The sequence below is a fragment of the Candidatus Pseudoscillospira sp. SGI.172 genome (assembly GCF_050313575.1).
Taxonomy (GTDB): Bacteria; Bacillota; Clostridia; order Oscillospirales; family Oscillospiraceae; genus Vermiculatibacterium.
The window spans coordinates 159,597-180,488 of the sequence record NZ_JBNPLQ010000002.1; the positions used below are offsets into that span (position 1 = coordinate 159,597).

At 61.8% G+C, this 20,892-nt stretch carries 19 protein-coding genes and 1 tRNA gene; 2 read left to right on the top strand and 18 right to left on the bottom strand.

The window, feature by feature from the left end; all coding sequences use genetic code 11:
• Positions 1-60: 60 nt before the first annotated feature.
• A complete protein-coding gene (locus ACQRD3_RS01980) occupies positions 61-1,671 on the bottom strand; it encodes a CTP synthase (protein ID WP_427779501.1) in 1,611 nt (536 codons plus the stop codon).
• 253 nt (positions 1,672-1,924) lie between these two features.
• Entirely contained in the window at positions 1,925-3,406 is a 1,482-nt protein-coding gene (locus ACQRD3_RS01985; RefSeq protein ID WP_080907254.1) for a DUF1846 domain-containing protein, read from the bottom strand.
• A 95-nt stretch (positions 3,407-3,501) separates the two neighbouring features.
• On the opposite strand from ACQRD3_RS01985, the gene ACQRD3_RS01990 reads away from it, so the two are divergent.
• Positions 3,502-4,272 (top strand): TSUP family transporter, encoded by a 771-nt coding sequence (locus tag ACQRD3_RS01990; RefSeq protein WP_427779503.1) that lies wholly within the window; start codon positions 3,502-3,504, stop codon positions 4,270-4,272.
• A gap of 144 nt (positions 4,273-4,416) precedes the next feature.
• Here ACQRD3_RS01990 and ACQRD3_RS01995 read toward each other — a convergent pair whose 3' ends face one another.
• The 8 genes from ACQRD3_RS01995 to ACQRD3_RS02030 all read right to left on the bottom strand — a co-directional run bounded on the left by ACQRD3_RS01995 (position 4,417) and on the right by ACQRD3_RS02030 (position 13,385).
• A complete protein-coding gene (locus ACQRD3_RS01995; RefSeq protein WP_080907256.1) occupies positions 4,417-4,659 on the bottom strand; it encodes a DUF3781 domain-containing protein in 243 nt (80 codons plus the stop codon).
• 278 nt (positions 4,660-4,937) lie between these two features.
• The gene (locus ACQRD3_RS02000) at positions 4,938-6,071 is read right to left on the bottom strand and encodes a DHHW family protein (RefSeq protein WP_080907257.1); all 1,134 of its coding nucleotides are present in this window, start codon (positions 6,069-6,071) and stop codon (positions 4,938-4,940) included.
• Positions 6,072-6,083: 12 nt separating this feature from the next.
• Positions 6,084-7,487 carry an MBOAT family O-acyltransferase gene (locus ACQRD3_RS02005; RefSeq protein ID WP_427779506.1) on the bottom strand — a complete coding sequence of 468 codons (1,404 nt, stop codon included), beginning with the start codon at positions 7,485-7,487 and terminating at the stop codon, positions 6,084-6,086.
• Positions 7,488-7,613: 126 nt separating this feature from the next.
• Positions 7,614-8,285 (bottom strand): DUF4358 domain-containing protein, encoded by a 672-nt coding sequence (locus ACQRD3_RS02010; protein WP_427779508.1) that lies wholly within the window; start codon positions 8,283-8,285, stop codon positions 7,614-7,616.
• 93 nt (positions 8,286-8,378) lie between these two features.
• Positions 8,379-9,608, bottom strand: a complete 1,230-nt coding sequence (gene nagZ, locus ACQRD3_RS02015; protein ID WP_427779510.1) for a beta-N-acetylhexosaminidase — start codon at positions 9,606-9,608, stop codon at positions 8,379-8,381.
• Positions 9,609-9,634: 26 nt separating this feature from the next.
• The gene (gene rnr / locus ACQRD3_RS02020; RefSeq protein ID WP_427779561.1) at positions 9,635-11,728 is read right to left on the bottom strand and encodes a ribonuclease R; all 2,094 of its coding nucleotides are present in this window, start codon (positions 11,726-11,728) and stop codon (positions 9,635-9,637) included.
• 115 nt (positions 11,729-11,843) lie between these two features.
• A complete protein-coding gene (gene secG, locus ACQRD3_RS02025) occupies positions 11,844-12,074 on the bottom strand; it encodes a preprotein translocase subunit SecG (RefSeq protein WP_080907481.1) in 231 nt (76 codons plus the stop codon).
• Between the two features lie 135 nt (positions 12,075-12,209).
• Positions 12,210-13,385: an NAD(P)-dependent malic enzyme gene (locus ACQRD3_RS02030; protein WP_427779512.1), complete on the bottom strand. Its 1,176-nt coding sequence runs from the start codon at positions 13,383-13,385 to the stop codon at positions 12,210-12,212.
• Positions 13,386-13,497: 112 nt separating this feature from the next.
• Between ACQRD3_RS02030 and udk the strand changes: the two genes are divergently transcribed.
• On the top strand, positions 13,498-14,112 hold the full coding sequence (gene udk, locus ACQRD3_RS02035) for a uridine kinase (RefSeq protein ID WP_080907263.1): 615 nt from the start codon (positions 13,498-13,500) through the stop codon (positions 14,110-14,112).
• A gap of 72 nt (positions 14,113-14,184) precedes the next feature.
• Here the strand turns inward: udk and ACQRD3_RS02040 are convergent, their stop codons facing one another.
• The 8 genes from ACQRD3_RS02040 to ACQRD3_RS02075 form a co-directional block, all read right to left on the bottom strand.
• Positions 14,185-15,372 (bottom strand): M20 metallopeptidase family protein, encoded by a 1,188-nt coding sequence (locus ACQRD3_RS02040; protein WP_427779514.1) that lies wholly within the window; start codon positions 15,370-15,372, stop codon positions 14,185-14,187.
• A 77-nt stretch (positions 15,373-15,449) separates the two neighbouring features.
• Entirely contained in the window at positions 15,450-16,313 is an 864-nt protein-coding gene (locus ACQRD3_RS02045) for a MetQ/NlpA family ABC transporter substrate-binding protein (protein ID WP_427779516.1), read from the bottom strand.
• A 192-nt stretch (positions 16,314-16,505) separates the two neighbouring features.
• A complete protein-coding gene (locus ACQRD3_RS02050) occupies positions 16,506-17,186 on the bottom strand; it encodes a methionine ABC transporter permease (RefSeq protein WP_080907266.1) in 681 nt (226 codons plus the stop codon).
• Entirely contained in the window at positions 17,179-18,207 is a 1,029-nt protein-coding gene (locus ACQRD3_RS02055) for an ATP-binding cassette domain-containing protein (protein WP_080907267.1), read from the bottom strand. Before ACQRD3_RS02055 ends, ACQRD3_RS02050 begins: the two co-directional genes overlap by 8 nt.
• Positions 18,208-18,481: 274 nt before the next feature.
• The gene (locus ACQRD3_RS02060; protein WP_427779519.1) at positions 18,482-19,018 is read right to left on the bottom strand and encodes a hypothetical protein; all 537 of its coding nucleotides are present in this window, start codon (positions 19,016-19,018) and stop codon (positions 18,482-18,484) included.
• A complete protein-coding gene (locus tag ACQRD3_RS02065) occupies positions 19,006-19,761 on the bottom strand; it encodes a hypothetical protein (RefSeq protein WP_427779521.1) in 756 nt (251 codons plus the stop codon). Before ACQRD3_RS02065 ends, ACQRD3_RS02060 begins: the two co-directional genes overlap by 13 nt.
• 123 nt (positions 19,762-19,884) lie before the next feature.
• Positions 19,885-19,960, bottom strand: a tRNA-Thr gene (locus ACQRD3_RS02070).
• Between the two features lie 58 nt (positions 19,961-20,018).
• The gene (locus ACQRD3_RS02075; protein ID WP_427779523.1) at positions 20,019-20,645 is read right to left on the bottom strand and encodes a YesL family protein; all 627 of its coding nucleotides are present in this window, start codon (positions 20,643-20,645) and stop codon (positions 20,019-20,021) included.
• Between the last annotated feature and the right edge of the window lie 247 nt (positions 20,646-20,892).

Consider the following 20,892-nt stretch of genomic DNA (forward strand, 5'->3'; position numbering starts at 1 on the left):
AGCCGCGGGGCCGCTTTTCAAAAGCGGCCCCGCGGCTTTGTTGCTGGAAGAACGGCGAGGTCATTCGCCCCGGTGAGTTTTGGCGGCGGCAATAAAGTCCCGGAAGAGGGGATGCGCCTTGTTGGGGCGGCTTTTGAATTCCGGATGGAACTGCACGCCCACGAACCAGGGGTGGTCGGCCAGTTCCACGGTCTCCACCAGCCGCCCGTCGGGGGAGAGACCGGTGAGTTTCAGACCGGCGCCGGTGAGGGTCTGGCGGTAGTCGTTGGAGAACTCGTAGCGGTGGCGGTGGCGCTCCTGGATGACCTCGGCGGCATAGGCGGCGCGGATCTTGGAATCAGCGTCGGCCAGACGGCAGGGATAGGCGCCCAGCCGCATGGTGCCGCCTTTGTCCGTGATGTTCCGTTGGTCGGGCATCAGGTCGATCACCGGGTGAGTGGTGGTCTCGGAGAGCTCGCTGGAGTGGGCGTCGGCCAGCCCGGCCACATGGCGGGCAAACTCCACCACGGCCATCTGCATGCCCAGGCAGATGCCAAAGTAGGGAACCCGCTGCTCTCTGGCCCAGCGCACGGCGGAGATCATGCCCTCGATCCCCCGTTCGCCGAATCCGCCCGGGACCAGTACCCCGTCGCAGTCGGCCAGCCGCTGGGCGACGGTATCATCGGTGACCTGTTCGGAGTCCACCCAGTCGATGTCCACCTTCACGTCGTTTTCGATGCCGCCGTGAGTGAGGGCCTCCGCCACCGAGAGATAGGCGTCGTGGAGCCCCATATATTTGCCCACCATAGCGATCTTCACGTGGGTCTTGGCGCCCTTGGCCCGACGCACCATGTCCCGCCAGCCGTTCAGATCGGGGACGCGGTCGGCCAGTCCAAGCCGTTTGCAGGCCGCCCGGGCCAGACCGGCCTCCTCCAGCATGAGGGGCACTTCGTAGAGGATGGGAGCGGTGAGGTTGGGGATGACGTTCTCAGGGGGGATGTTGCAGAAGAGGGAGATCTTGTTTCGAATGTCCTGAGGGACTTCGCGGTCCGACCGGCAGAGAATGACGTCGGGCTGGATGCCCAGGGAGAGCAGCTCCTTGGCGGAGTGCTGGGTGGGCTTGGACTTCAGTTCCCCCGAACCGGGGATGGCCACGATGAGGGAGACATGGAGGAACATGCAGTTCTCCCGCCCCAGCTCCACAGCGGCCTGGCGGATGGCCTCCAGGAAGGGCTGGGACTCAATGTCTCCCACGGTGCCGCCCACCTCGGTGATGACCACGTCGGCCGAGCCGTCCTGCCCCATCCGGTAGACCCGCTGCTTGATCTCATCAGTGATGTGGGGGATGACCTGGACGGTGCCGCCCAGGTAGTCGCCGCTGCGCTCCCGGCTGAGGACCGTCCAGTAGACCTTGCCCGAGGTCACCGAGGAGTGACCGGTGAGGTTTTCGTCGATAAAACGCTCATAATGCCCCAGGTCCAGATCGGTCTCGGCCCCGTCCTCGGTGACAAAGACCTCTCCGTGCTGATAGGGGCTCATGGTGCCCGGGTCCACGTTCAGGTACGGATCAAACTTCTGGATGGTCACCCGGTACCCCCGGGCCTTCAGCAGACGGCCCAGCGAGGCCGCCGCGATCCCCTTGCCCAGACCGGACACCACGCCGCCGGTGACGAAAATATACTTGGTTGCCATGCGTTCTCCCTCCCGCGCGACCCCATTGCCGACGCTTTCCTTTCTGCTTTATCACGTTAACAGATGGATTTTACTCGGGTCGGGCTCTCCCGTCAACCATTCAATTCCCCAAAAATCCGTTTTGTTCCATTTCCTACAAATGGAACAAAACGGATTAAAATGGAGGGGGAAATTTCGGTAGTTTACGTCTGGCGCACGGAAAAACCGTGTGATAGAATAAAATTAATCCCCCTCTTTTCGCGGTTTTACGGGATCAGCCGTGATAGAGCTTATTGGTTTCATACTGGGCCTCGCAGGTCATCTGCAGGCCCAGTTTTTTGTAGATCCCGGCATCGGCCGCGGAGAGGATGACGGTAGAGTGGGCCTGGCAGCCCTGCAGCTCGGCCAGCTTGTCCAGCGCCCGGGCGGCCATGGGATTTGTGGTGGCGCTGATGGCCAGAGCGATGAGGATCTCGTCGCTGTGGAGCCGGGGATTGACGCTGCCCAGATGCTCCACCTTGACCCGCTGGATGGGAGTAATGGCCTCCGGGGAGATGAGATGGATCTTCTTTTCAATGTCCGCCAGAGCCTTCAGGGCGTTGAGGAGCGCGCCCGAGGAGGGGCCCATCAGGTCGGTGGTCTTGCCGGTGACCACCCGCCCGTCACACAGTTCGATGGCTGCGGCAGGCAGGCCGGTGGACTCGGCCACCGCCAGGGAGGCCGCCACCACCGGGCGGATGGAGGCATCCACCTTGGCCTGCTTCATGAGAAGCTCCAGCTTGTACACCGCCTCGTCGCTGCCCCGGCCCTCCCGGCGCTCGCACAGGCCGTCATAGTACCGGCGGACGATCTCCTGCCGGGCGGCCTCCCGCACTGCGTCGTCGTCTACGATGCAGTTGCCCGCCATGTTCACGCCCATGTCGGTGGGAGACTTGTAGGGACAGGAGCCGGTGATGTTTTCAAAGAGGGCGGAGAGGACGGGGAATACCTCCACATCCCGGTTGTAGTTCACCGTGGTCACCCCGTAGGCGGCCAGGTGGAAGGGGTCGATCATGTTCACGTCGTTGAGGTCGGCGGTGGCTGCCTCGTAGGCCAGGTTTACCGGGTGGTTCAGAGGCAGGTTCCAGATGGGGAAGGTCTCAAACTTGGCGTAGCCCGCTTGGACGCCCCGGCGGTACTCGTGGTAGAGCTGGGACAGACACACCGCCATCTTGCCGCTGCCCGGACCGGGGGCGGTGACCACCACCAGGGGTCGCTCGGTCTCGATGAACTGATTTTTGCCGTAGCCCTCGTCGCTGACGATCAGGGGGATGTTGTGGGGGTAGCCCTGAATGGGGTAGTGGCGGTAGACCTTGATCCCAAGATCCTCCAGTCGGCGCTGAAAGACGTCGGCGGCGGACTGGCCGGCGTAGCGGGTGATGACCACGCTGTCCACCAGCAGCCCCATGCCCCGGAAGGCGTCGATGAGACGGAGAACGTCTACATCATAGGTGATGCCCAGGTCGCCCCGGACCTTGTTTTTTTCAATATCAGAGGCGTTGATGGCGATGACGATCTCCGCCGAGTCCTTAAGCTGGGTGAGCATCCGGATCTTGCTGTCGGGTGCGAAGCCGGGCAGCACCCGGGCCGCATGGTGGTCGTCGAAGAGCTTGCCGCCGAATTCCAGATAGAGCTTCCCGCCGAACTGGGAAATGCGCTCCCGGATATGGAGGGACTGTGTCTCCAGATATTTTTTGTTGTCAAAGCCTACTCTCATCGTCTTTGATGGTCCCCTTCCTTCAATACATTCTTTGATATTGTACCATCTTTCCCCCGGGATACAAAGATAAATTTTTGCTTTTGGAGGTTTTTATGGAAGTCACTGGGAAGATGCTCCTGATTGTCTGCCCCATGGTTTTTCTCTCCGGCCTGGTAGATGCGGTGGCGGGCGGCGGGGGTCTCATTTCCCTGCCTGCCTACCTGGTGGCCGGACTGCCTCCCCACGTTGCCTCGGCCACCAACAAGTGCGGCTCGGTTTTTGGAACCGCAGTCTCAACCTTTCGCTTCCTGAGGGAGGGGCGCTTTCACCGGCAGGCCGCCATCGTCTCGGCAGCCGCTGCCCTTCTGGGATCCGCGCTGGGGACCCGGCTCAATCTCCTGCTGCCCGAGGCCATCCTCCATTATGTGCTGGTGGTTCTGCTGCCTGTTATTGCAGTTTTTCTGCTGGTGAACCGGGACTTTGGCCTGAAGAGCCGGGTGGATGAGCTCTCCCCCGAGGCGCTGCTCGTTTTGTCGGGAGGAGTGGGGCTGGTACTGGGGGCCTACGACGGTTTTTTCGGGCCTGGTTCCGGGACCTTTCTCATTCTGGCCTTCACCGCCCTGTGCGGCTTTGATCTGGTGACCGCCTCCGGCAACGCCAAGGTGGTCAATCTCTGTTCCAACCTGGCCGCTTTTGTCACTTTCGCAGCGGCGGGGAAGATCGCCTGGGCGGTGGGACTGCCCGCGGCCTGCTTCTCCATCGTGGGGCACTATGTGGGTTCCACGATGGCGCTCAAAAAGGGGAGCAAAGTCATCCGCCCCATGTTTTTTGTGGTGCTGACGCTCCTCCTGGTGCGGATCGTCGCCGATTTGACGGTGGCCTGAGCAGAAATAAAGATCCGGACCCGCTTTTGTGCCCCGCCAACCAGGATATTTTGAGGGCATCACCGTTGAAAAACGGTGATGCCCTCATTTTTGGTATGCTCGTAACCTCGGCAAATCCCTGTTTGTCGGAGGGGAGGATCATGCTCATTGGCTTTTGTGTGCTGTAATAATGGTGTAACTGTGGGCATTTACTGTAATTTTAACATTTTCAATATATACATACCAGTTTTTTCCTTTTTGCTGAATAAAAGCTTTGGGATTTAAAATCATACCATAACAATATTTCACTACATCTGCTTCATCGATTTTAAGATTCCTTTTCATTCGATCAATACCCATTTCGGTAGTATGAAGTTTATCTAAATTAGCAAGCAAATCATTATCCATCAAATTCCTCACTTTCGTGTTATATAAATAATCTTGCCATACAACTTCCGGCTTATCATTGGGTTAGATAAATCATCCAACAATACCCCTATTGTAACAGTGATAAATGGTTGTGGCAGCCATACAATCGCTGGGGCAAGACACAGGCGTGTTTGGGACCCTCTAAAGGTGAAAGGCGGCAGTCATGATGGTGATTCATGACTGCCGCCTTTGAAAACATCCTGATCCCCAGGGAACATTTGCGGTCCGGGTTTTCTGCTAACCGCAGGGAACGGCGGTCACCGTCCCAGCCAGACAAGGTTCGTATCGCTGACGAAGTTGGGCACCGAATAGAGCACCAGCGCGGTGTCGATGCCGTTGTCCTGGATATACTGCGCGGCAGACTGTTTGTAGTACCGCAGGTCGATGAGATGGATCTCGGAGAAGTGCGGGGTGAGGAAGGGCACCAGAGAGTCGGAGTAGCTGTCCCGAATGAGGAGGAGTTTGGGCTTGTCGGTGTGGCCGGTGCGCACTACCCCCAGGGCCTGCTGGCCGCCCAAAAACATGGCGTATTTGTCCTTCTTGGCCAAAAAGCTCTCATCATAGAGCTGCCGGGCCACCTCCACCGGGTTGCCCTGGGCGTCGTAGGTGTAGGAGGTGACGGTGACGCCGTCTTCTGGGACGTAGGTATCCATGGAATCGGGGCGCACCCACCGCACACCGGAGGAGGAAAACACCGTGCCGTAAAAGTCGGTGCTCACGGTGGTTTTGACATAATCGGTGAGAGGGACGGGGGTCAGGCCCAGCGCTCCGGCCACGCCGGTATAGCCGTAGTAGGCACCCAGACTGGTCCAGTGGTGGTCGGTGCGGTAGAAAATTTCCTCTCCCTTGTGCTCCATAAGAGGCGTGTAAAGATCGATGAACTGGGCCGCGGTGGACTGGGCGGCGCGGTCGATCACCAGCTTCTGGTCATAGTTGGGCGCTCCCTCAGGCAGACGGTCGGCCCACACCGTGGCCGCGCCGGGGATGAGGCCGAAATACACCGGCACGGAGGAGAGCCCCGCAAACTTGTTGATGTAGGTGAGATTCTTTTCCACCTTTTCGGCGTCCGGGGCGTCGAAGCGGGTGATGAGGGTGGAGCCGCCGCAGAAGTAGACTCCGTTGTTCTCCTGCTTGCCCGAGGCCAGCTCAATCGCGGCCTTGGCCGCCGTCCAGCCGTCCCGGCCGGCAAACTGGTCGGTGACGTAGCTCTCGTATTCCGACATGAACTTGCCGGTGAGCAGCCCGTTGAGGGAGACCACGGGCTTCTGGGCCAGGTTGCGGTTTTCCATCTCGGAGAAAGACTTGTCCGGAGTGAGGGCGTTGGCCGCCACCACGACCCCCAGAAAGCCGCAGAAGAGGGTAGTGACGAATTTGGAGTAGTTTTTCAACATACAGAGGCCTCCTTAAAAACGGAAATAGAGGAAGGGATTGTAAGTGGCATCCACCAGATAGCAGGTGGAGATCAGCAGACCAAGGAGCAGCAGAACGGGGAGAACCAGCTTTTTGGACGTCTCCTCCAGACGAGTCCACACACCCTTCCCCGCCGGGGTGGAGGCCAGGACGGCCACCAGCAGCATGGGGAGATAGGCGCGGAAATAGTAGAGGAACCCGCTGTCCCAAAGCCCGCCGCCGGCAAAGCCGAACAGGGCCGCCAGATAGGGCCCCATCTGGGCGAAATCCTCCAGAGCGAAGATGGCCCAGCCCAGCAGGATGAAGAAGAGGGCGTAGACGTGCTGGAACCACACCGGCCGCCGCTCCAGCCACCGGCCCAGAAAAAACTTTTCCGCCGCCAGCAGAAGCCCGTAATAGAGGCCCCAGAGGAGGAAGTTCCAGCTGGCCCCGTGCCAGATGCCCGTGGCGGCCCACACCACCATCAGATTCAGGAAGAGCCGTCCCCTGCCCACCCGGTTGCCGCCCAGGGGGATATACAGATACTCCCGGAACCAGGAGCCCAGGGAGATGTGCCACCGCCGCCAGAACTCGGTGAGGGAGCGGGAGATATAGGGGTAGTTGAAGTTGGGGCCGAATTCGAAGCCCAGCATCCGCCCCAGGCCCACCGCCATGTCGGAGTAGCCGGAGAAGTCGAAGTAGAGCTGGAGGGAGAAGGCCACAACGCCCAGCCAGGCTCCGGCGGTGGTGAGGCTCCCCGCGGGCAGGGCCTTGTAGGTGTCCCACAGCATGCCCAGGTTGTTGGCCAGGAGTACCTTTTTGGCCAGTCCCACCACAAAGACCTGCACGCCGGAGGCAAAGCGCCCGGCAGTGTGCGTGCGGCGGTCGATCTGGTCCCCCAGATCCTTGTACTTGATGATGGGGCCGGCGATGAGCTGGGGAAAAAGAGTGACAAAGGTGCCGAAGTTGACGATGCTCCGCTGGGCCCGGGCGTCCCCCCGGTAGACGTCGATGGTGTAGCTCATGGTCTGGAAGGTGTAGAAGGAGATGCCGATGGGCAGGCTCAGGCCCAGCCGGGGCATAAAGGTGAGGCCCATCCCCGCCAGAGAACCGGCGATGAAGTCCCAGTATTTGAAGAAGAACAGCAGCGCCAGGTTGAAAAAGACAGAGGAGGCCACCACCCACCGGGCTTTCCGATCCTCGCCCCGCCCCTTGAATTTTTCCACCAGCAGGCCGTGGGTGTAGTCGATGGCAATGGAGAGGAACATGATGAGGATATACACCGGCTCTCCCCAGGCGTAAAAGACCAAGTTCACCGCCAACAGCACCAGATTGCGTAATTTTAATGGTGTAATATAGTAAAGCAATAATACAATGGGGAGATAGGTAAAGAGGAAAAATACACTGGAAAAGACCATGGGGCACCCCCGCGTTGACAAAATAATTTCAGAGGACGAAATGTGAGGAAAAAATTGGAGCAGTGCCGAAGAGTGAATCAGGGGCGCCCGGCGAGCGGGCGCCCCTGGCATGATAGCACGAAATGTTTACTTTGTACAGCTGTTGAAAGCGGTTACGGCGCTGTCCACACCGTCGGCGATGGCGAACATGACGTAGTCGCCGCTGGTGACCAGCTTGTAGTTCTCCACCAGCTCCAACTGGGCGGGGAGATACTGCTTCCACTGCGCCACCAGGTCGGCCTGCCGCTTGGCGATCCCGGCCTTCACGGTGTCCATCTTGCCGGCCTTGACCTTGGCGATGAAGAACTCGGTGGACTGGACGTTCATCATGGGCGTCTTGGCCACGTACTCCTCCAGGTCGGCGGCAGAGATGCCGTAGAGAGAGGAGAGCAGATCATCGTCCAGATCCATCAGCCCGGGAAGCTCCAGCTCAGCGGAGACCTTGTCCCAAATGGTGGAGACGCTCACGTTCTGGGCTGCGCCGCTGTCGGGAGCGGCGGAGGGCTTCTGGGTGGCGGAGGGCTTTTGAGTTTCAGCGGGCTTGTCGGTGGCGGCGGGGGCGTTGGTGTCAGGGGTCTGGGTGTCCACCGCCGGAGTCTCGCTGGGCTCGGGGGAGGGGGTGACGCTTTCAGTCACGGCGGGGGGATCGGTGGCCTCCGGCGTGGGGGTGGCGTCGGTGTCCTTGCCGCCGCAGGCGGCGAGAAGAGAAAGGGTCAGGGCGCCGGAGAGGACCAGCGCGGAGAGACGAATGTACTTCATAGGGGAAAACTCCTTTGTTTTTTGATTTCGTTTCTCTTAGACGGAGAGGCGGCAAAAGAGTTCCCGGAAATTTTTTGTTTTTTAAGAGAGGGCCTAGGGGAGGATGGCGGAGATCTCTTCGTTGAGGGCGTCCACGTCGGGAGCCGGGGTGGGGAGATCCGAGACGCCGAAGGCCGCTTTCATGGAGAGGATCCGATACACGCTCTCGTCCAGCCGGGCCTGACTGATTTCCCCCGAATCCGCCGCATTCATCAGAGCGTCGTGGGCGGCGCGGAGATTTTCCGTCTTGTGGCACACCAGCAGCAGATCACACCCGGCCTGGACGGCCAGCAAGGCGGCCTGGCCCATGCCGTAGGTCTGGGAGACGGCCCCCATGGTGAGGTCGTCGGTGCATACCACGCCCTGGAACCCCATCTGCTCCCGCAGAAGTCCGGTGACCACTGCCGGAGAGAGGGAGGAGGGGAGGTCGGGATCCAAGGTTTCCACCAGAATATGACCCACCATCACGGCGGGGACGGGAGAGATTCCCACTTCAGGGTCTCCTGTGATGGCGGCTTGAAAGGGCGGGAGTTCCCGCTCCAGCAGTTCGTCCAGCGTCCGCGTCACCACGGGGAGCGCCTTGTGGGAGTCCGCCAGGGTGTCTCCGTGGCCGGGGAAATGCTTGACCACCGGGATGACTCCTGCGTCCGCCATGCCCTGGACGCAGGCAAGGCCCGAGCGGCGGACCTCTTCCCAGTCGCTGCTGAACGCCCGCTTTCCAATGACGGTGTTTTCCGGGTTGCTCCACACGTCCAGGGAAGGGGCAAAGTCCAGGTGAAAGCCGAAAGCGGCGCACTCCGCCCCCAGTACCCGGCCCCGGGCGTAGGCGTCGCCGCCCGCGGCGATGTAGTCGTAGGAGGAGGGGAGATCAGTCACCTCCGGAGGCATTCGGGAGACCGTTCCCCCTTCTTCATCCACGCAGAGGAGAAGGGGGAGGTTCCCGGCGTTGCGCTCTTTCAGCGCGTTGTTGAGGCTCGCCAGCTGTTCGGCGCTCTGCACGTTGGAGCCAAACAGAATGACTCCTCCGACTTTGACGGTTTGCAGGGCGTATTCGGCGTCGCTGCCGGGGACGGCCCCCTCAATACCCGCCACCAGCAGCTGCCCCACCTTCTCTTCCGTGGAGAGAGCGGCCACCTGCTGGGCGATGGGGTCCGGCGTGGGGGTGGGTTCCGGAGTAGCGAGCGGTTCCGGCGCGGCTTGAACGGTGGGCTCCGGGGTGGGGGCGGGGGTCGCCGCCGGCTGCCTGGGGCCGCAGCCGGTGGTAAAAAGAAATACAAACAGCAATAATGAGACTGCAATATTCCGTTTTGTCATTTTTTCTTCCCCTTTTTCCGCGGCTTGGGCACATGCATGGCGGGTTTGCCGCCCCGGCGCTTGCCGGACCTGCCGGAATTCCGCCGGTCTGAGCGGGAACGCTCCGGCCGTGCCTGGGGCTGGGGGCGTGGGGCCGGCTCACTCCGACCGGGGGCGTTTTCCTGGCCGGGGAGGCGGAAGTCGATCCGGCCGGTGGAGGCATCGGCAGCCACGCATACAACCGTCAGTTCCATGCCGAAGGTGAAGCTCCGGCCGGTGTGTTCCCCGGTGAGGGTCATGCGGGTCTCGTCATAGGCGTAGTGGTCGTCGGGCAGGCTCTCCACGGGGATGAGACCCTCCACCCCGGAAGGCAGGGCGGCGAAGAGGCCGAATTTGGTGACGCCGGAGACGGCGGCCTGGAAGGACTCACCCAGATGTCCCTCCATATACTCGGCAAAGTAGAGCTTGTCGATGTCCCGCTCCGCGGTCTGGGCGGCCAGCTCCCGCTGGGAGGACTGGACGGCCGCCTTTTCGCAGCTCTTGGCCAGCTTCTTCTCGGACCGGGGGCCCAGCTTTCCCGCCAGCAGGGCGTGGAGGCAGCGGTGGACCATGAGGTCGGGGTAGCGGCGGATGGGGGAGGTGAAGTGGCAGTAGTAGGGGGCGGCCAGGCCGAAGTGGCCCAGATTTTCAGTGTCGTACCGGGCCTTCATCAGGGAGCGGAGCACCATTGTAGACACCGCGGGGGCCTCTGGTTTGTCCCTGGAGGCCTCCAGCACCTTCTGAAGGGAGAAGTTGTCCGCCTCCCGGAGGGCGTAGCCCAGGGGGGAGAGCATGGCTTTCAGGGTCTCGGTCTTGTCCGGAGAGGGCTTTTCATGGACCCGGTAGACGGCGGGCTTTTTCAGGTCGAAGAGGTGGCGGGCCACCGTCTCGTTGGCGGCCAGCATGAAGGACTCAATGAGTCCCTCGCTCTCTCCCTGGGTCCGGGCCTCAATGTCCACGGGGCGGCCCTCCCCGTCGCAGTGGATATAGCTCTCCGAGCTGTCCAGATCCAGACTGCCCCGGGCCTTCCGGCGCTTTTCCAGCGCCCGGGCCAGGGCGGCCATGTCCCGGAGCATGGGGAGAATGTGGGCGTAGCGCGCCTCCAGAGCGGCGTCTCCTCCCGCCAGAAGGACGTTGCAGTCCTCGTAGGTCATCCGCTCGGCGGAGCGGATGACGCTCTGGGCGATGGAGTGATCCAGCATGGCACCGTCGGGGGAGAGAGTCATGAGACAGGAGAGGGTGAGGCGGTCCACCTGGGGATTCAGAGAGCAGATGCCGTTGGACAGGGCCACCGGCAGCATGGGCACCACCTGGTCGGCAAAGTACACGGAGGTGCCCCGGGTGAAGGCCTCCTCGTCCAGGGGGGTGCCCGGCTGGACGTAATGGCTCACGTCGGCAATGTGGACGCCCAGCAGCCAGTTTGCCCCGTCCCGTTCCAGAGACACAGCGTCGTCCAGATCCTTGGAAGAGGCGCCGTCGATGGTGATGACGCACTTCTCCCGCAGATCCAGCCGGTTTCGGCGGGCGGCGGCGGGGACGCTCTGGCGGATGGCGGAGGCCTCGTCCAGCACGGGCTGGGGGAAGTCCCGCTGAATGTTCTGCTGATAGAGGATGGACTCCACGGCGGCGGCGCGGGTTCCCGCGGGGCCGAAAGTCTCGACGACAGTGCCCAGGGGAGGCCGGGTGTCCGAGCCGTAGCTGGTCACCGCCACGGCCGCCTTTTCCCCGTTTCGGACCCTGGTCTTTCCCACCACCTTGATGGGAAGGGGAAGCCGGTCGCTGTCTGGCTGGAGCCAGACTTCCCGGTCAGCCTTGCGGATGGTGCCCACCACCTTCTGGTTGCCCCGGGAGAGGATCTTGGTGATCCGGGCGGTGGAGCGGTCCGGGCGGGTCGGGTCGGCAGGCAGAAGCTCGCCCTCCACGGTGTCGCCGTCCCAGGCGCCGTTTTCCCGGCGGGGCGGGACGAAGCAGTCGTCGCTCCTGCCCTGCCCGTCCTCGGGGATGAGAAAGCCGAAGCCCCGGCCCGAACCCTGGTAGCGGCCTTTGATCTTGTTTTCTCCTGTCATGGATATGACCTCATTTCTTAGGGGGCTGACCTCAGTATACCCACTTTTCCCCTGCCCCTTCCGGGGGTCGGCGGATAAGAAAAAGCGCCCTCCCATGTTGTGGGAGGGCGTTTCGACCTTGTTACACCAAAGACAGAACCAGAGTCAGCACCACAAAGGCGATGGCTACCCACTTGGTCCAGCGGGCCAGCTTGGCGTCCCAGCTCTTGGCCTTATTCTTGGACAGGAAGGTGTCCGCACCGCCGGAGATCGCGCCGGACAGACCCGCGGTCTTGCCCTCCTGGAGGAGCACTACCACCACCAGAAACACGCCCAGAAGGACCTGGAGGATGGTGAGAATCAGCTTGAGGATATCCACAGTTCATCGTTCCTTTCCACCCGTCGTCGGGCGAGGTGATATTGAAATGCAGGGCAAAATAAGCCCTTTCTTCTACAGGAATTCTATCTTAGCACATTTTTGGGCAAAATGCAAGATAATTTTGCGGGTTTATCCCCGCGCCGCGCCGGTGCGCCGGGCGGCTTCCGCCACTGCCGCGGCCACCGCGGGCGCGACCCGGGGATCCAGGGCGGCGGGGAGAATGTAGTCGGCGGAGAGGCGGTCTTCCACCAAGCCGGCCAGGGCGTTCGCCGCCGCCAGCTCCATCTCCCGGTTGATCTCCCGGGCCCCGGCGTCCAGCGTGCCCCGGAACACTCCCGGGAAGGCCAGCACATTGTTGATCTGGTTGGGGAAGTCGCTGCGGCCGGTCCCCACCACCGCCGCTCCGGCCGCCCGGGCCAGATCGGGCATGATCTCCGGAGTGGGGTTGGCCATGGGGAAGAGGATGGGACGGTCGGCCATGGAACGGACCATGTCCTCCGTTACCAGTCCGGGGGCGGAGACACCCACGAACACGTCGGCTCCCCGGAGGGCGGCGGCCAGCCCGCCCTGAACAGCCACGGGCTCGCTGAGCCCGGCCAGCTCGGCCAGGTAGGGATCGCCCTCCAGATCAGGGCGTCCGGGGTAGACGACACCCCGGATGTCACAGAGGGTGGCATGGCGGAGCCCCATGTGGTGGAGGAGCTTGAAAATGGCGGTGCCCGCCGCCCCCGCGCCGGAAAAGACAGCCCGGATTTCGCCCAGATCCTTGCCCACCACCCGCAGGGCGTTTTTCAGCGCGGCGGCCACCACGATGGCGGTGCCGTGCTGGTCGTCGTGAAAGACCGGGATGTCGCACACCTGCCGCAGCCGGCGCTCCACCTCAAAACACCGGGGGGCGGAGATGTCCTCCAGATTGATGCCGCCGAAGGAGGGGGCGATGAGCCGCACGGCCTCCACGATGTCCTCCACTTTCTGGGAGCCGATGCACAGGGGAACGGCATCCACCCCGCCGAACTCCTTGAACAGGACGCATTTGCCCTCCATCACCGGCATCCCCGCCTGGGGGCCGATGTTGCCCAGGCCCAAGACGGCGGAGCCGTCGGTGACCACCGCCACGGTGTTGGCCCGGCCGGTGAGTTTCCAGACCTCCTCGGGGCGGTCCCGGATGGCCAGGCAGGGGGCGGCCACCCCGGGCGTGTAGGCCAGGGAGAGGGCCTCCCGGCTCCCCACATTCATTTTGGGCTGCGTGCTCAGTTTTCCATTCCACTCATAGTGAAGCTCCAGTGATCGGGCGGCATAATCCATAGAGATCCTCGGCTCCTTTTTTCAGATGAAACACATGATACAACATTTCTCTACCCATTTCCAGAGAATCGTGCTATAATTTTTCAAAAAGTGACGCGGGGGGCACTGTTTTATGGAAACCATGGTCATCGGCATTGCGGGGGGCACCGGATCGGGCAAGACCACCCTTACCCAGAAGCTCAAGGAACGGTTCGGAGGGGACGTCTCGGTCCTCTACCACGACAACTACTATAAAAGCCACTCCGAGCTGCCTTATGAGAAGCGCTGCAAGCTCAACTACGACCACCCGGACGCCTTCGACACCGAGCGGTTTGTCCGGGATCTGGAGGCCCTGCGCCGGGGAGAGACCGTCCGCTGTCCCACCTATGACTACACCATCCACGACCGCTCGGACAAGACGGTGGAGGTGAGGCCCACCGGCGTCATTCTGGTGGAGGGCATCCTGATCTTCGAGAACAAGGCCCTGCGGGATCTGATGGATATCAAGATCTTCGTGGACACTGACGCCGACGTGCGCATCCTCCGGCGGCTGGTGCGGGACGTGAACGAGCGGGGGCGGACGATGGACTCGGTGGTGAGTCAGTACCTCAACACCGTCAAGCCCATGCACGAGGCTTTTGTGGAGCCCAGCAAGAAGTACGCCGACATCATCGTCCCTGAGGGCGGCCGCAACGCAGTGGCGCTGGGCATGATCGTGGAGCGCATTCGCAGGCATATGGAAGCGTGATCCGGTTGCGGCCGGGAGAGCCGCGAAACCGGCGGAGCCGGGCCCTGAGCAGGGCCCGGCTCCGCCGGCCTTTTATTGGATGGCTCCGGTGAGCCAGCGGAAGGCGTACTCGGCGTGAAGAGCCGCCGTGATGGGAAGGGCCCCCTCGTCGATGTCGAAGCGGTTGTTGTGGTGGGGCAGGACGGTGTCCGGCTTGTCCGGGTTGCCGCTGCCTACAAAGGCGTAGCAGCCGGGGACAGTGAGCAGGAACTCGGCAAAGTCGTCCCCGCCCAGGGAAAGGGCGCGGTCAGTGATCAGGGCCTGCTCTCCGAAGAGACCGGCAACGGCCTGTCCCACCTCCCGGCACACGCCGGGGTCGTTGAGCAGGGGGGCGGCGAAGTCCTCCCATTCCACGTCGGCCTCCCCGCCGTAGAGCTTGGCGGTCTCCCGGCACAGGGCGTCCAGTTCGGCCTTGGCCTGGGCCCGGGTCTCCGGGGAGAAGGCGCGGATGGTGCCCTCCAGCTCGGCGGACTCGGCCACGATGTTGTAGGCGGTGCCCGAGCGGAGCATCCCCACGCCGATGAGCAGGGGGTCCACCGGGGAGGTGCGGCGGGTGACCAGGGCCTGGAGCGTGACCACGATCTGGCTGGCAATGTAGAGGGCGTCCACCCCCCGGTGGGGGGTGGAGACATGGGCGGCCTTACCCTTGACGCGGATGGTGAAGTGATCCACCGAGGCGTTGTTGGGTCCCGGCTTCACGCCCACGGTGCCCACCCGGAGGTCGGAGGCCATGTGGACTCCGAACACCCGGCCGGAACCCTCCAGCAGCCCCTCCCGGACAAAGACCCGGCCGCCGTAGCCGATCTCCTCAGCCTGCTGGAAAAAGAGGCGCACCTCGCCGCCGAACTCCGCCCGGTGGGCGTACAGGAGCCGTGCGCCGCCCAGCAGCCCGGCGGCATGGGCATCGTGGCCGCAGGCGTGCATCCGGCCCGGGATCTGAGAGCAGTAGGGCACGTCGGTCTTTTCGTCCTGCATGGCCAGCGCGTCGATGTCGGCCCGGAGTGTGATGATCCGCTCCCCCGGCTTTTCGCCGTGAAACACGGCGTAAACGCCGGTTTCCTCCACCCGGCGGTGATCGGTGATACCGATGTCGTCCAATTCCCGCTCAATGCGCTCTGCCGTCCAGAATTCCTGGCGGCTCGCCTCGGGGTGACGGTGGAATTCCTCCCGCAGGCCGGTGAGCTGTGGGGCCATGGCCTGCGCCTCTTCCCAAAATCCCATGGATAGAACCTCCTTTATAGTGTGTCAGCATCCTGACGAAAGAGGGCGGGCCGTCAGCGGCCCGCCCTCCGGGGAAATCAATACGCGAAAGCGGGGATGTAGGTGCCCTGGAAGATTTCCTCAATGGCGGCGGCCGTCTCGGCGGACTGGTAGGCAGCCAGGACCTTTTGATAGACTTCGTTGTCCAGGTCGGCGGTGCGGACAGCCAGAATGTTGATGTAAGGGTTGTCGCTGCCCGGCTCCACCTGCTCGGTGTAGATGGCGTCCTCCAGCTTCAGGCCGTTGTCCACCGCGTGGGCACCGTTGACGAAGGCGGCGGCCACGTCGGGGATCAGGCTGGCGGTGTTGGCGGCTTCCACCTCCACAAACTCCAGCTTCAGGGGATTGTCGGTGATGTCCTTGAGCTCGGGGGTGTAACCGGCGGCGGGGTCGACCTTGATGAGCCCGGCGCTCTCCAGGATCTTGAAGCAGCGGCCCTCGTTGGTGGGATCGCTGGGTACGGCGATCTTGTCGCCCTCCTTGATCTCTTCGGCGGAGGTGATCTTGTCGGAGTAGAGGCTCAGGGGGGCGATAATGGTGTCGCCCAGGACAGAGATGTCATAGCCCAGATCGGCGATCTCTTTGTTCAGGTAGGCCTTGTGCTGGAAGGCGTTCATGTCGATCTCACCGGCGTTCAGAGCCTCGTTGGGGAGCTTGTACTCGGAGAACTCTACCATCTCGCACTTGATGTTGTCTTTGGCCAGCAGCTCGTTGACGGTGTCCCACTGACCGTTGTTGGCGCCCACCACGCCCACCTTCACCACGGTGGCAGCGGCGGCGGACTCAGCGGGAGCGGCGCTTTCGGCGGGAGCGGCGGATTCGGCAGGCTTGCCGCCGCAGGCGGCCAGAGACAGGGTGAGGGCGGCAGTCAGGCCCAGGGTGAGCAGTTTCTTCTTGTCCATTTTCATTTCCTCCTAAAATAAAATCCTAATTTAATGTAGGGCAGAGTCGGAAGCATCCGTGGCGTCCGATTCAAAAGGTGTGGAGTCCGATTCGAACCGCCGCCATAAAGGTTTCCCTTCAACGGTACGGCGATCCTCTTCGCACGGCCTCTATGGAAGTTCTCTTTGCTGACTTTCTCTTTTAAGAGAAAGTCAGTGGGTGGAGCGTTTGACGATCTGATTGCCGATGGCCTGGATGAGGCTGACCAGCACGATGATGATGAGGACGACCACGACGCTGATGTCGGGCTGATTTTTACCGTGGCCGTACATGATGGCAAAGTTTCCCAGGCCGCCCGCGCCGATCGCGCCGGCAATGGCGGTGAAGTTGATGAGGGAGATGAGGGTGATGGTGACGCCCCGGGCGATGCCGGGAATACTCTCCCGGAGGTAGACCCGCCAGACGATCTCCCGGGGGGAGCAGCCCATGGCCTGAGCTGCCTCGATGAGGCCGTCCGGCACCTCGGCCAGAGCCCCCTCCACCTGGCGGGCCAGGTAGGGGATGGTACCGAACAGAAGCGGGATGATGGCGCCCTTGACTCCGATGGCGGTGCCCATGATCAGACGGCTCAGGCCCAGGAGCATGACGGCCAGCAGAATGAAGGGGATGGAACGGAAAATATCGCAGAACTTGCCCACCACCAGGTGGACCGGCCTGTTTTGCAGAATGCCGCCGGGCTTGGTGGTAAAGAGAAGCACGCCCAGGGGAATGCCCAGCACCAGAGAGATGCCCCCGGCGATCCCGACCATCTGAATGGTCTGAAGGAAGGCCTTCCAGAGAAGGTCGGGCTTCTCCATGACGTTGGGGATGATGGAAGAGAGAAAATCAGCCACGCTTCAGCACCTCCGCCCGCACATTTTTTGACGTCCAGTACTCCAGAGCCTCCTGGACCCGGTCGCCGCTGAGAATGGCCACCAGTCCGCCCAAAGGCGCGTCCTCGATGACTTCCAGATTGCTGTAAATAATGTTGATATCGATCCCGAACCGGCGGGAGATATCGGAAATAATGGCCTCGGAGACGTTCTTCCGGGTATAAGTCATCCGGACGATCATTTCGCCCGGCTTCAGCTCCACCATGGGGGAGCCGGCTTCGATGAGCTCCTCCACCTTGCTCAGGTTGGAGGTGGTGGCGATAAAGGAGCGGGTCACCGCCTCTCTGGGCGTGGAGAAGATGGAGAACACATCGCCCATCTCCACCACCCGTCCGCCGTCCATGACGGCCACCCGCTGGCAGACGTCCTTGACCACCGCCATCTCGTGGGTGATGATGACCACGGTGATCCCGGTCTTGCGGTTGATGTCCTGAATGAGCCGGAGGATGGAGCGGGTCGTCTGGGGATCCAACGCGGAGGTGGCCTCGTCGCAGAGGAGCACCTTGGGATCGCTGGCCAGAGCCCGGGCGATGGCCACCCGCTGCTTCTGACCGCCGGAGAGCTGGGAGGGGTAGGCGCCGGCCTTGTCGGGGAGGCCGACCAGCTCCAGCAGAGCCTTGACCTTGCCGGCCTGCTGTTCGGCGGTCAGCGCCGAACCCTTGAGTGGGAAGGCCACGTTCTGCGCCACAGTGCGGGAAGGCATCAGGTTGAAGTGCTGGAAGATCATGCTGATCTTTTTGCGCTCCTGCCTGAGCTCCCGCTCCGGCATTCGTGTCAGCTCCCGGCCGTCCACCGTCACGGTGCCTTCGGTGGGGCGCTCCAGCAGATTGATGCAGCGCACCAGGGTGGACTTGCCCGCCCCGGAGTAGCCGATGATGCCGAAGATCTCACCCGCTTCGATTTTCAGAGACACGTCCCGCACGGCGTGGACGCCGCTCTCCGCCCCGCCGAAGGTCTTGCTGACATGTTCAAGCTGGATCATGTATATCCCTCATTTCCAAAGAAAAACAAAAAGAGTGGGAAGCGTCGCCGCTTCCCACTCTTCCCAGCTGCAAATGCACCCCCAGGGGGGAGTGTGGCTTATCGGAAGACAACAGGTGCGGAGGCGCAAGGCATCGTGGGCATCGGCATCATAGCCATGTCCATCATCCGCATCATCATTCCATAACAGTATGCCATACCAGCGCACCTCTTTCCCAATTCCCCGACCCGGGTTTTCTTGTTGGGATTCATATTAGCACCCCCAAACCTGTCTGTCAACCAGAAATTAAGGTTTTTGGGAAAAAGGAGAAAAGAGCCCGGGGCGGTGGTCCATTTCTGAGAAAAAGACACAAAGAATCAACAGCCTCAGACTGTGGGCAGGACCTGACGGTCCTTAGAATACACAGCTCGTCATCCGGAAAGGCGAGGTCCGGAGGAAGAGGCAGGCGGGCGTCGAAAATGCCCCCCAGCAGCCGCACTGCATCGGCGTAGTAGCACAGCACCGCGTCCGCGGCCACATGGTCGGAGAATGTGGTCACCTCATGCTCCCGCATGTGAGACTCGTAGTTTTCCAGATAGGACAGGAGCTGCTCCATCTGACCCTGCCCGGCCATGATCCGCAGGGCGCGCATGTGGTGGCGCAGGTCATGGGAGGCCCCCCGGGCCCGTTCCACCTGCTCGGAGAGCTGGCGGTAGTGCTCCTTTTGAACGGCCAGACGGCGTTCCATCTGGCGGTATCCGCTCTCGCAGGCCAGCCGAAAGCGGTAGGCGTCCACAGCGTCCAGCCACAATATGGCAGTCAGGGCCAGCACCGGCTGTATGACGCCGATCTCTCCGAACCAGCCGCCCAGTACAGGCTCGTAGAGGGGCAGGGCGCAGTGCAGCACAGACAGGCCAGCAGGATCAGAAGTCCCTGCAGGCCGCGATTCCGCAGGCCGAAGCATACGGCCAGCGTTCCGCACGGCAGAAACAGCAGCGCCGGCGCGCCGTGGATCAAAAGCCTGGCCTCCCGGGCGGCCAGGACGGCCCGAGCAGTCCCGAAGGCGGGGGGATAGGTCAGGCCGCTGTATACGCCGGAGTAGTCGCTCACCGCCAGCAGCACTTCGGTGGGGCCGGAGGCGGAGAAGGTGACCATCCGGGCACCCAGGGCCGGGCGGTAACCCTCCGTTTCCGGAACGCCCAGCTGGAGCACCTGACGGCCGCTGATGAAAAGGCGATATGCGGAGAAGATCTCCGGCAGGAGGAGGGTCAGTCGGTATGTACCACAGCCGTGGCCGCGCCCGGCTTCCAGATCCGAGGTCTCACCGATAGAGCGGTAGAGGCGGTAGCCCCTCTCCCGCGAGGCCGCTTCGGGAGGCAGAAGCCTGCCGGGCCAGTATTCCCGCTCCCGCACCAGGTAGCGCAGAGGAGTGGTCTTCGGTTCCCCGGCGGAGAGGAAGGGCAGTCCGCCGATGGGCCGGCTGTATTTGTTGTCCCACTGATAGAGGCCGAGACACAGCAGTATGGTCAGACCCAGGGAGAGCGCCGCGGTCAGAAGCTCCGTTCTCCTACTCATGGCGCCGCCCTCGAAGGAACGGAAGAGTCCCCGGAAACTTTCTCCGTGCGGGTCAAAATGAGACAACTAAAATAAAGCAAGAGGTATAAAAACGCCCGATTTTCAATGAAAATCGGGCGTTTTTGGAGCTGGGAGTCGGACTCGAACCGACGACCTGCGCATTACGAATGCGCTGCTCTACCAACTGAGCTATACCAGCAACAGGAAACAGAAAACCAGTTTCCAAGTAATTATTTTAACATGTTTTCCTTGCTGCGTCAATCCCCAAAAGGAGGGCTGGGAGGCAGGCGCGGAAAGGCCAGCGCCAACCCGGGAAGAACCAGTCCCACCAGGCCGGTGAGCGGGAGGAAAGCGGGAAAGAACAGCGCTTGAGGAATGAGAAAAACCAGGGCGGATACGATAGACAGAATCGTTCTGGAAAAGGTGGACAGAGCGGCTGACACAGCGGTGCGGAGCGGATGGACCGGGGGAGCGTCATCGGAGAGAGATGGGAGCAAATGGAGCGCCACGCCCCACAGGCAGAGCAGCCCTGCCAGTGAAAGTCCGGTCAGAGAGAGCAGCTCAAGAGAGGCATAGAACCAGAGCGAGACCCCGAGCACCCCGGCAGCGGCTAAAAAAAGCAGTCCCCAGCCCAGTTTTCGAAGCAGATTTTCTCGGAAAAGGGTGCAATATTCCTGCACAGGCTCCACCGGCTGATCGTCCGCCATCCGACCCAGCACCTGTCCCAGTGCGGACAGGGCCGGGCCCAGCGTGACCAGAGGCAGGCAGGAGAGGAAGCAAACCAGATTCAGCCCTACCAGGCTGGGAAATTCTTGGGAAAAAACATGGAAAAACCACTTGACGCCCCGCTTGGCCGGGGGAGTGGGGATGGGATCAAAGGCCATGAGCTCACCTCATTTTGTCTGGAATCGGGCGCTGAAGTTCCGGAAGCAAATCTGGAACCTTATTTTGATTGTAACGGTTCCAGATCCAAATGACAAGAGGGAGCGGGGGGAGAAATTCTGCTGAATTGCACAAAACAGGGTGGAATACTTTTTGGGATTTTCACAAATTTGTAAAAATCAGACAAGAATCACTTGCGTTTGCATTGGGGTTGCGATATGATAAACATACAGATGGCTGGAAACGTTT

Bases quoted from the DNA above. Each gene is read 5' to 3' on its own strand.
- ACQRD3_RS01980 (WP_427779501.1), bottom strand. From the start codon at position 1,671: ATGGCAACCAAGTATATTTTCGTCACCGGCGGCGTGGTGTCCGGTCTG.
- ACQRD3_RS02065 (WP_427779521.1), bottom strand. From the start codon at position 19,761: ATGAGTAGGAGAACGGAGCTTCTGACCGCGGCGCTCTCCCTGGGTCTG.
- ACQRD3_RS02005 (WP_427779506.1), bottom strand. From the start codon at position 7,487: ATGGTCTTTTCCAGTGTATTTTTCCTCTTTACCTATCTCCCCATTGTA.
- ACQRD3_RS02000 (WP_080907257.1), bottom strand. From the start codon at position 6,071: ATGTTGAAAAACTACTCCAAATTCGTCACTACCCTCTTCTGCGGCTTT.
- ACQRD3_RS02075 (WP_427779523.1), bottom strand. From the start codon at position 20,645: ATGGCCTTTGATCCCATCCCCACTCCCCCGGCCAAGCGGGGCGTCAAG.
- ACQRD3_RS02045 (WP_427779516.1), bottom strand. From the start codon at position 16,313: ATGGACAAGAAGAAACTGCTCACCCTGGGCCTGACTGCCGCCCTCACC.
- ACQRD3_RS01990 (WP_427779503.1), top strand. From the start codon at position 3,502: ATGGAAGTCACTGGGAAGATGCTCCTGATTGTCTGCCCCATGGTTTTT.
- ACQRD3_RS02010 (WP_427779508.1), bottom strand. From the start codon at position 8,285: ATGAAGTACATTCGTCTCTCCGCGCTGGTCCTCTCCGGCGCCCTGACC.
- ACQRD3_RS02040 (WP_427779514.1), bottom strand. From the start codon at position 15,372: ATGGGATTTTGGGAAGAGGCGCAGGCCATGGCCCCACAGCTCACCGGC.
- ACQRD3_RS02030 (WP_427779512.1), bottom strand. From the start codon at position 13,385: ATGGATTATGCCGCCCGATCACTGGAGCTTCACTATGAGTGGAATGGA.
- ACQRD3_RS01995 (WP_080907256.1), bottom strand. From the start codon at position 4,659: ATGGATAATGATTTGCTTGCTAATTTAGATAAACTTCATACTACCGAA.
- ACQRD3_RS02055 (WP_080907267.1), bottom strand. From the start codon at position 18,207: ATGATCCAGCTTGAACATGTCAGCAAGACCTTCGGCGGGGCGGAGAGC.
- udk (WP_080907263.1), top strand. From the start codon at position 13,498: ATGGAAACCATGGTCATCGGCATTGCGGGGGGCACCGGATCGGGCAAG.
- ACQRD3_RS01985 (WP_080907254.1), bottom strand. From the start codon at position 3,406: ATGAGAGTAGGCTTTGACAACAAAAAATATCTGGAGACACAGTCCCTC.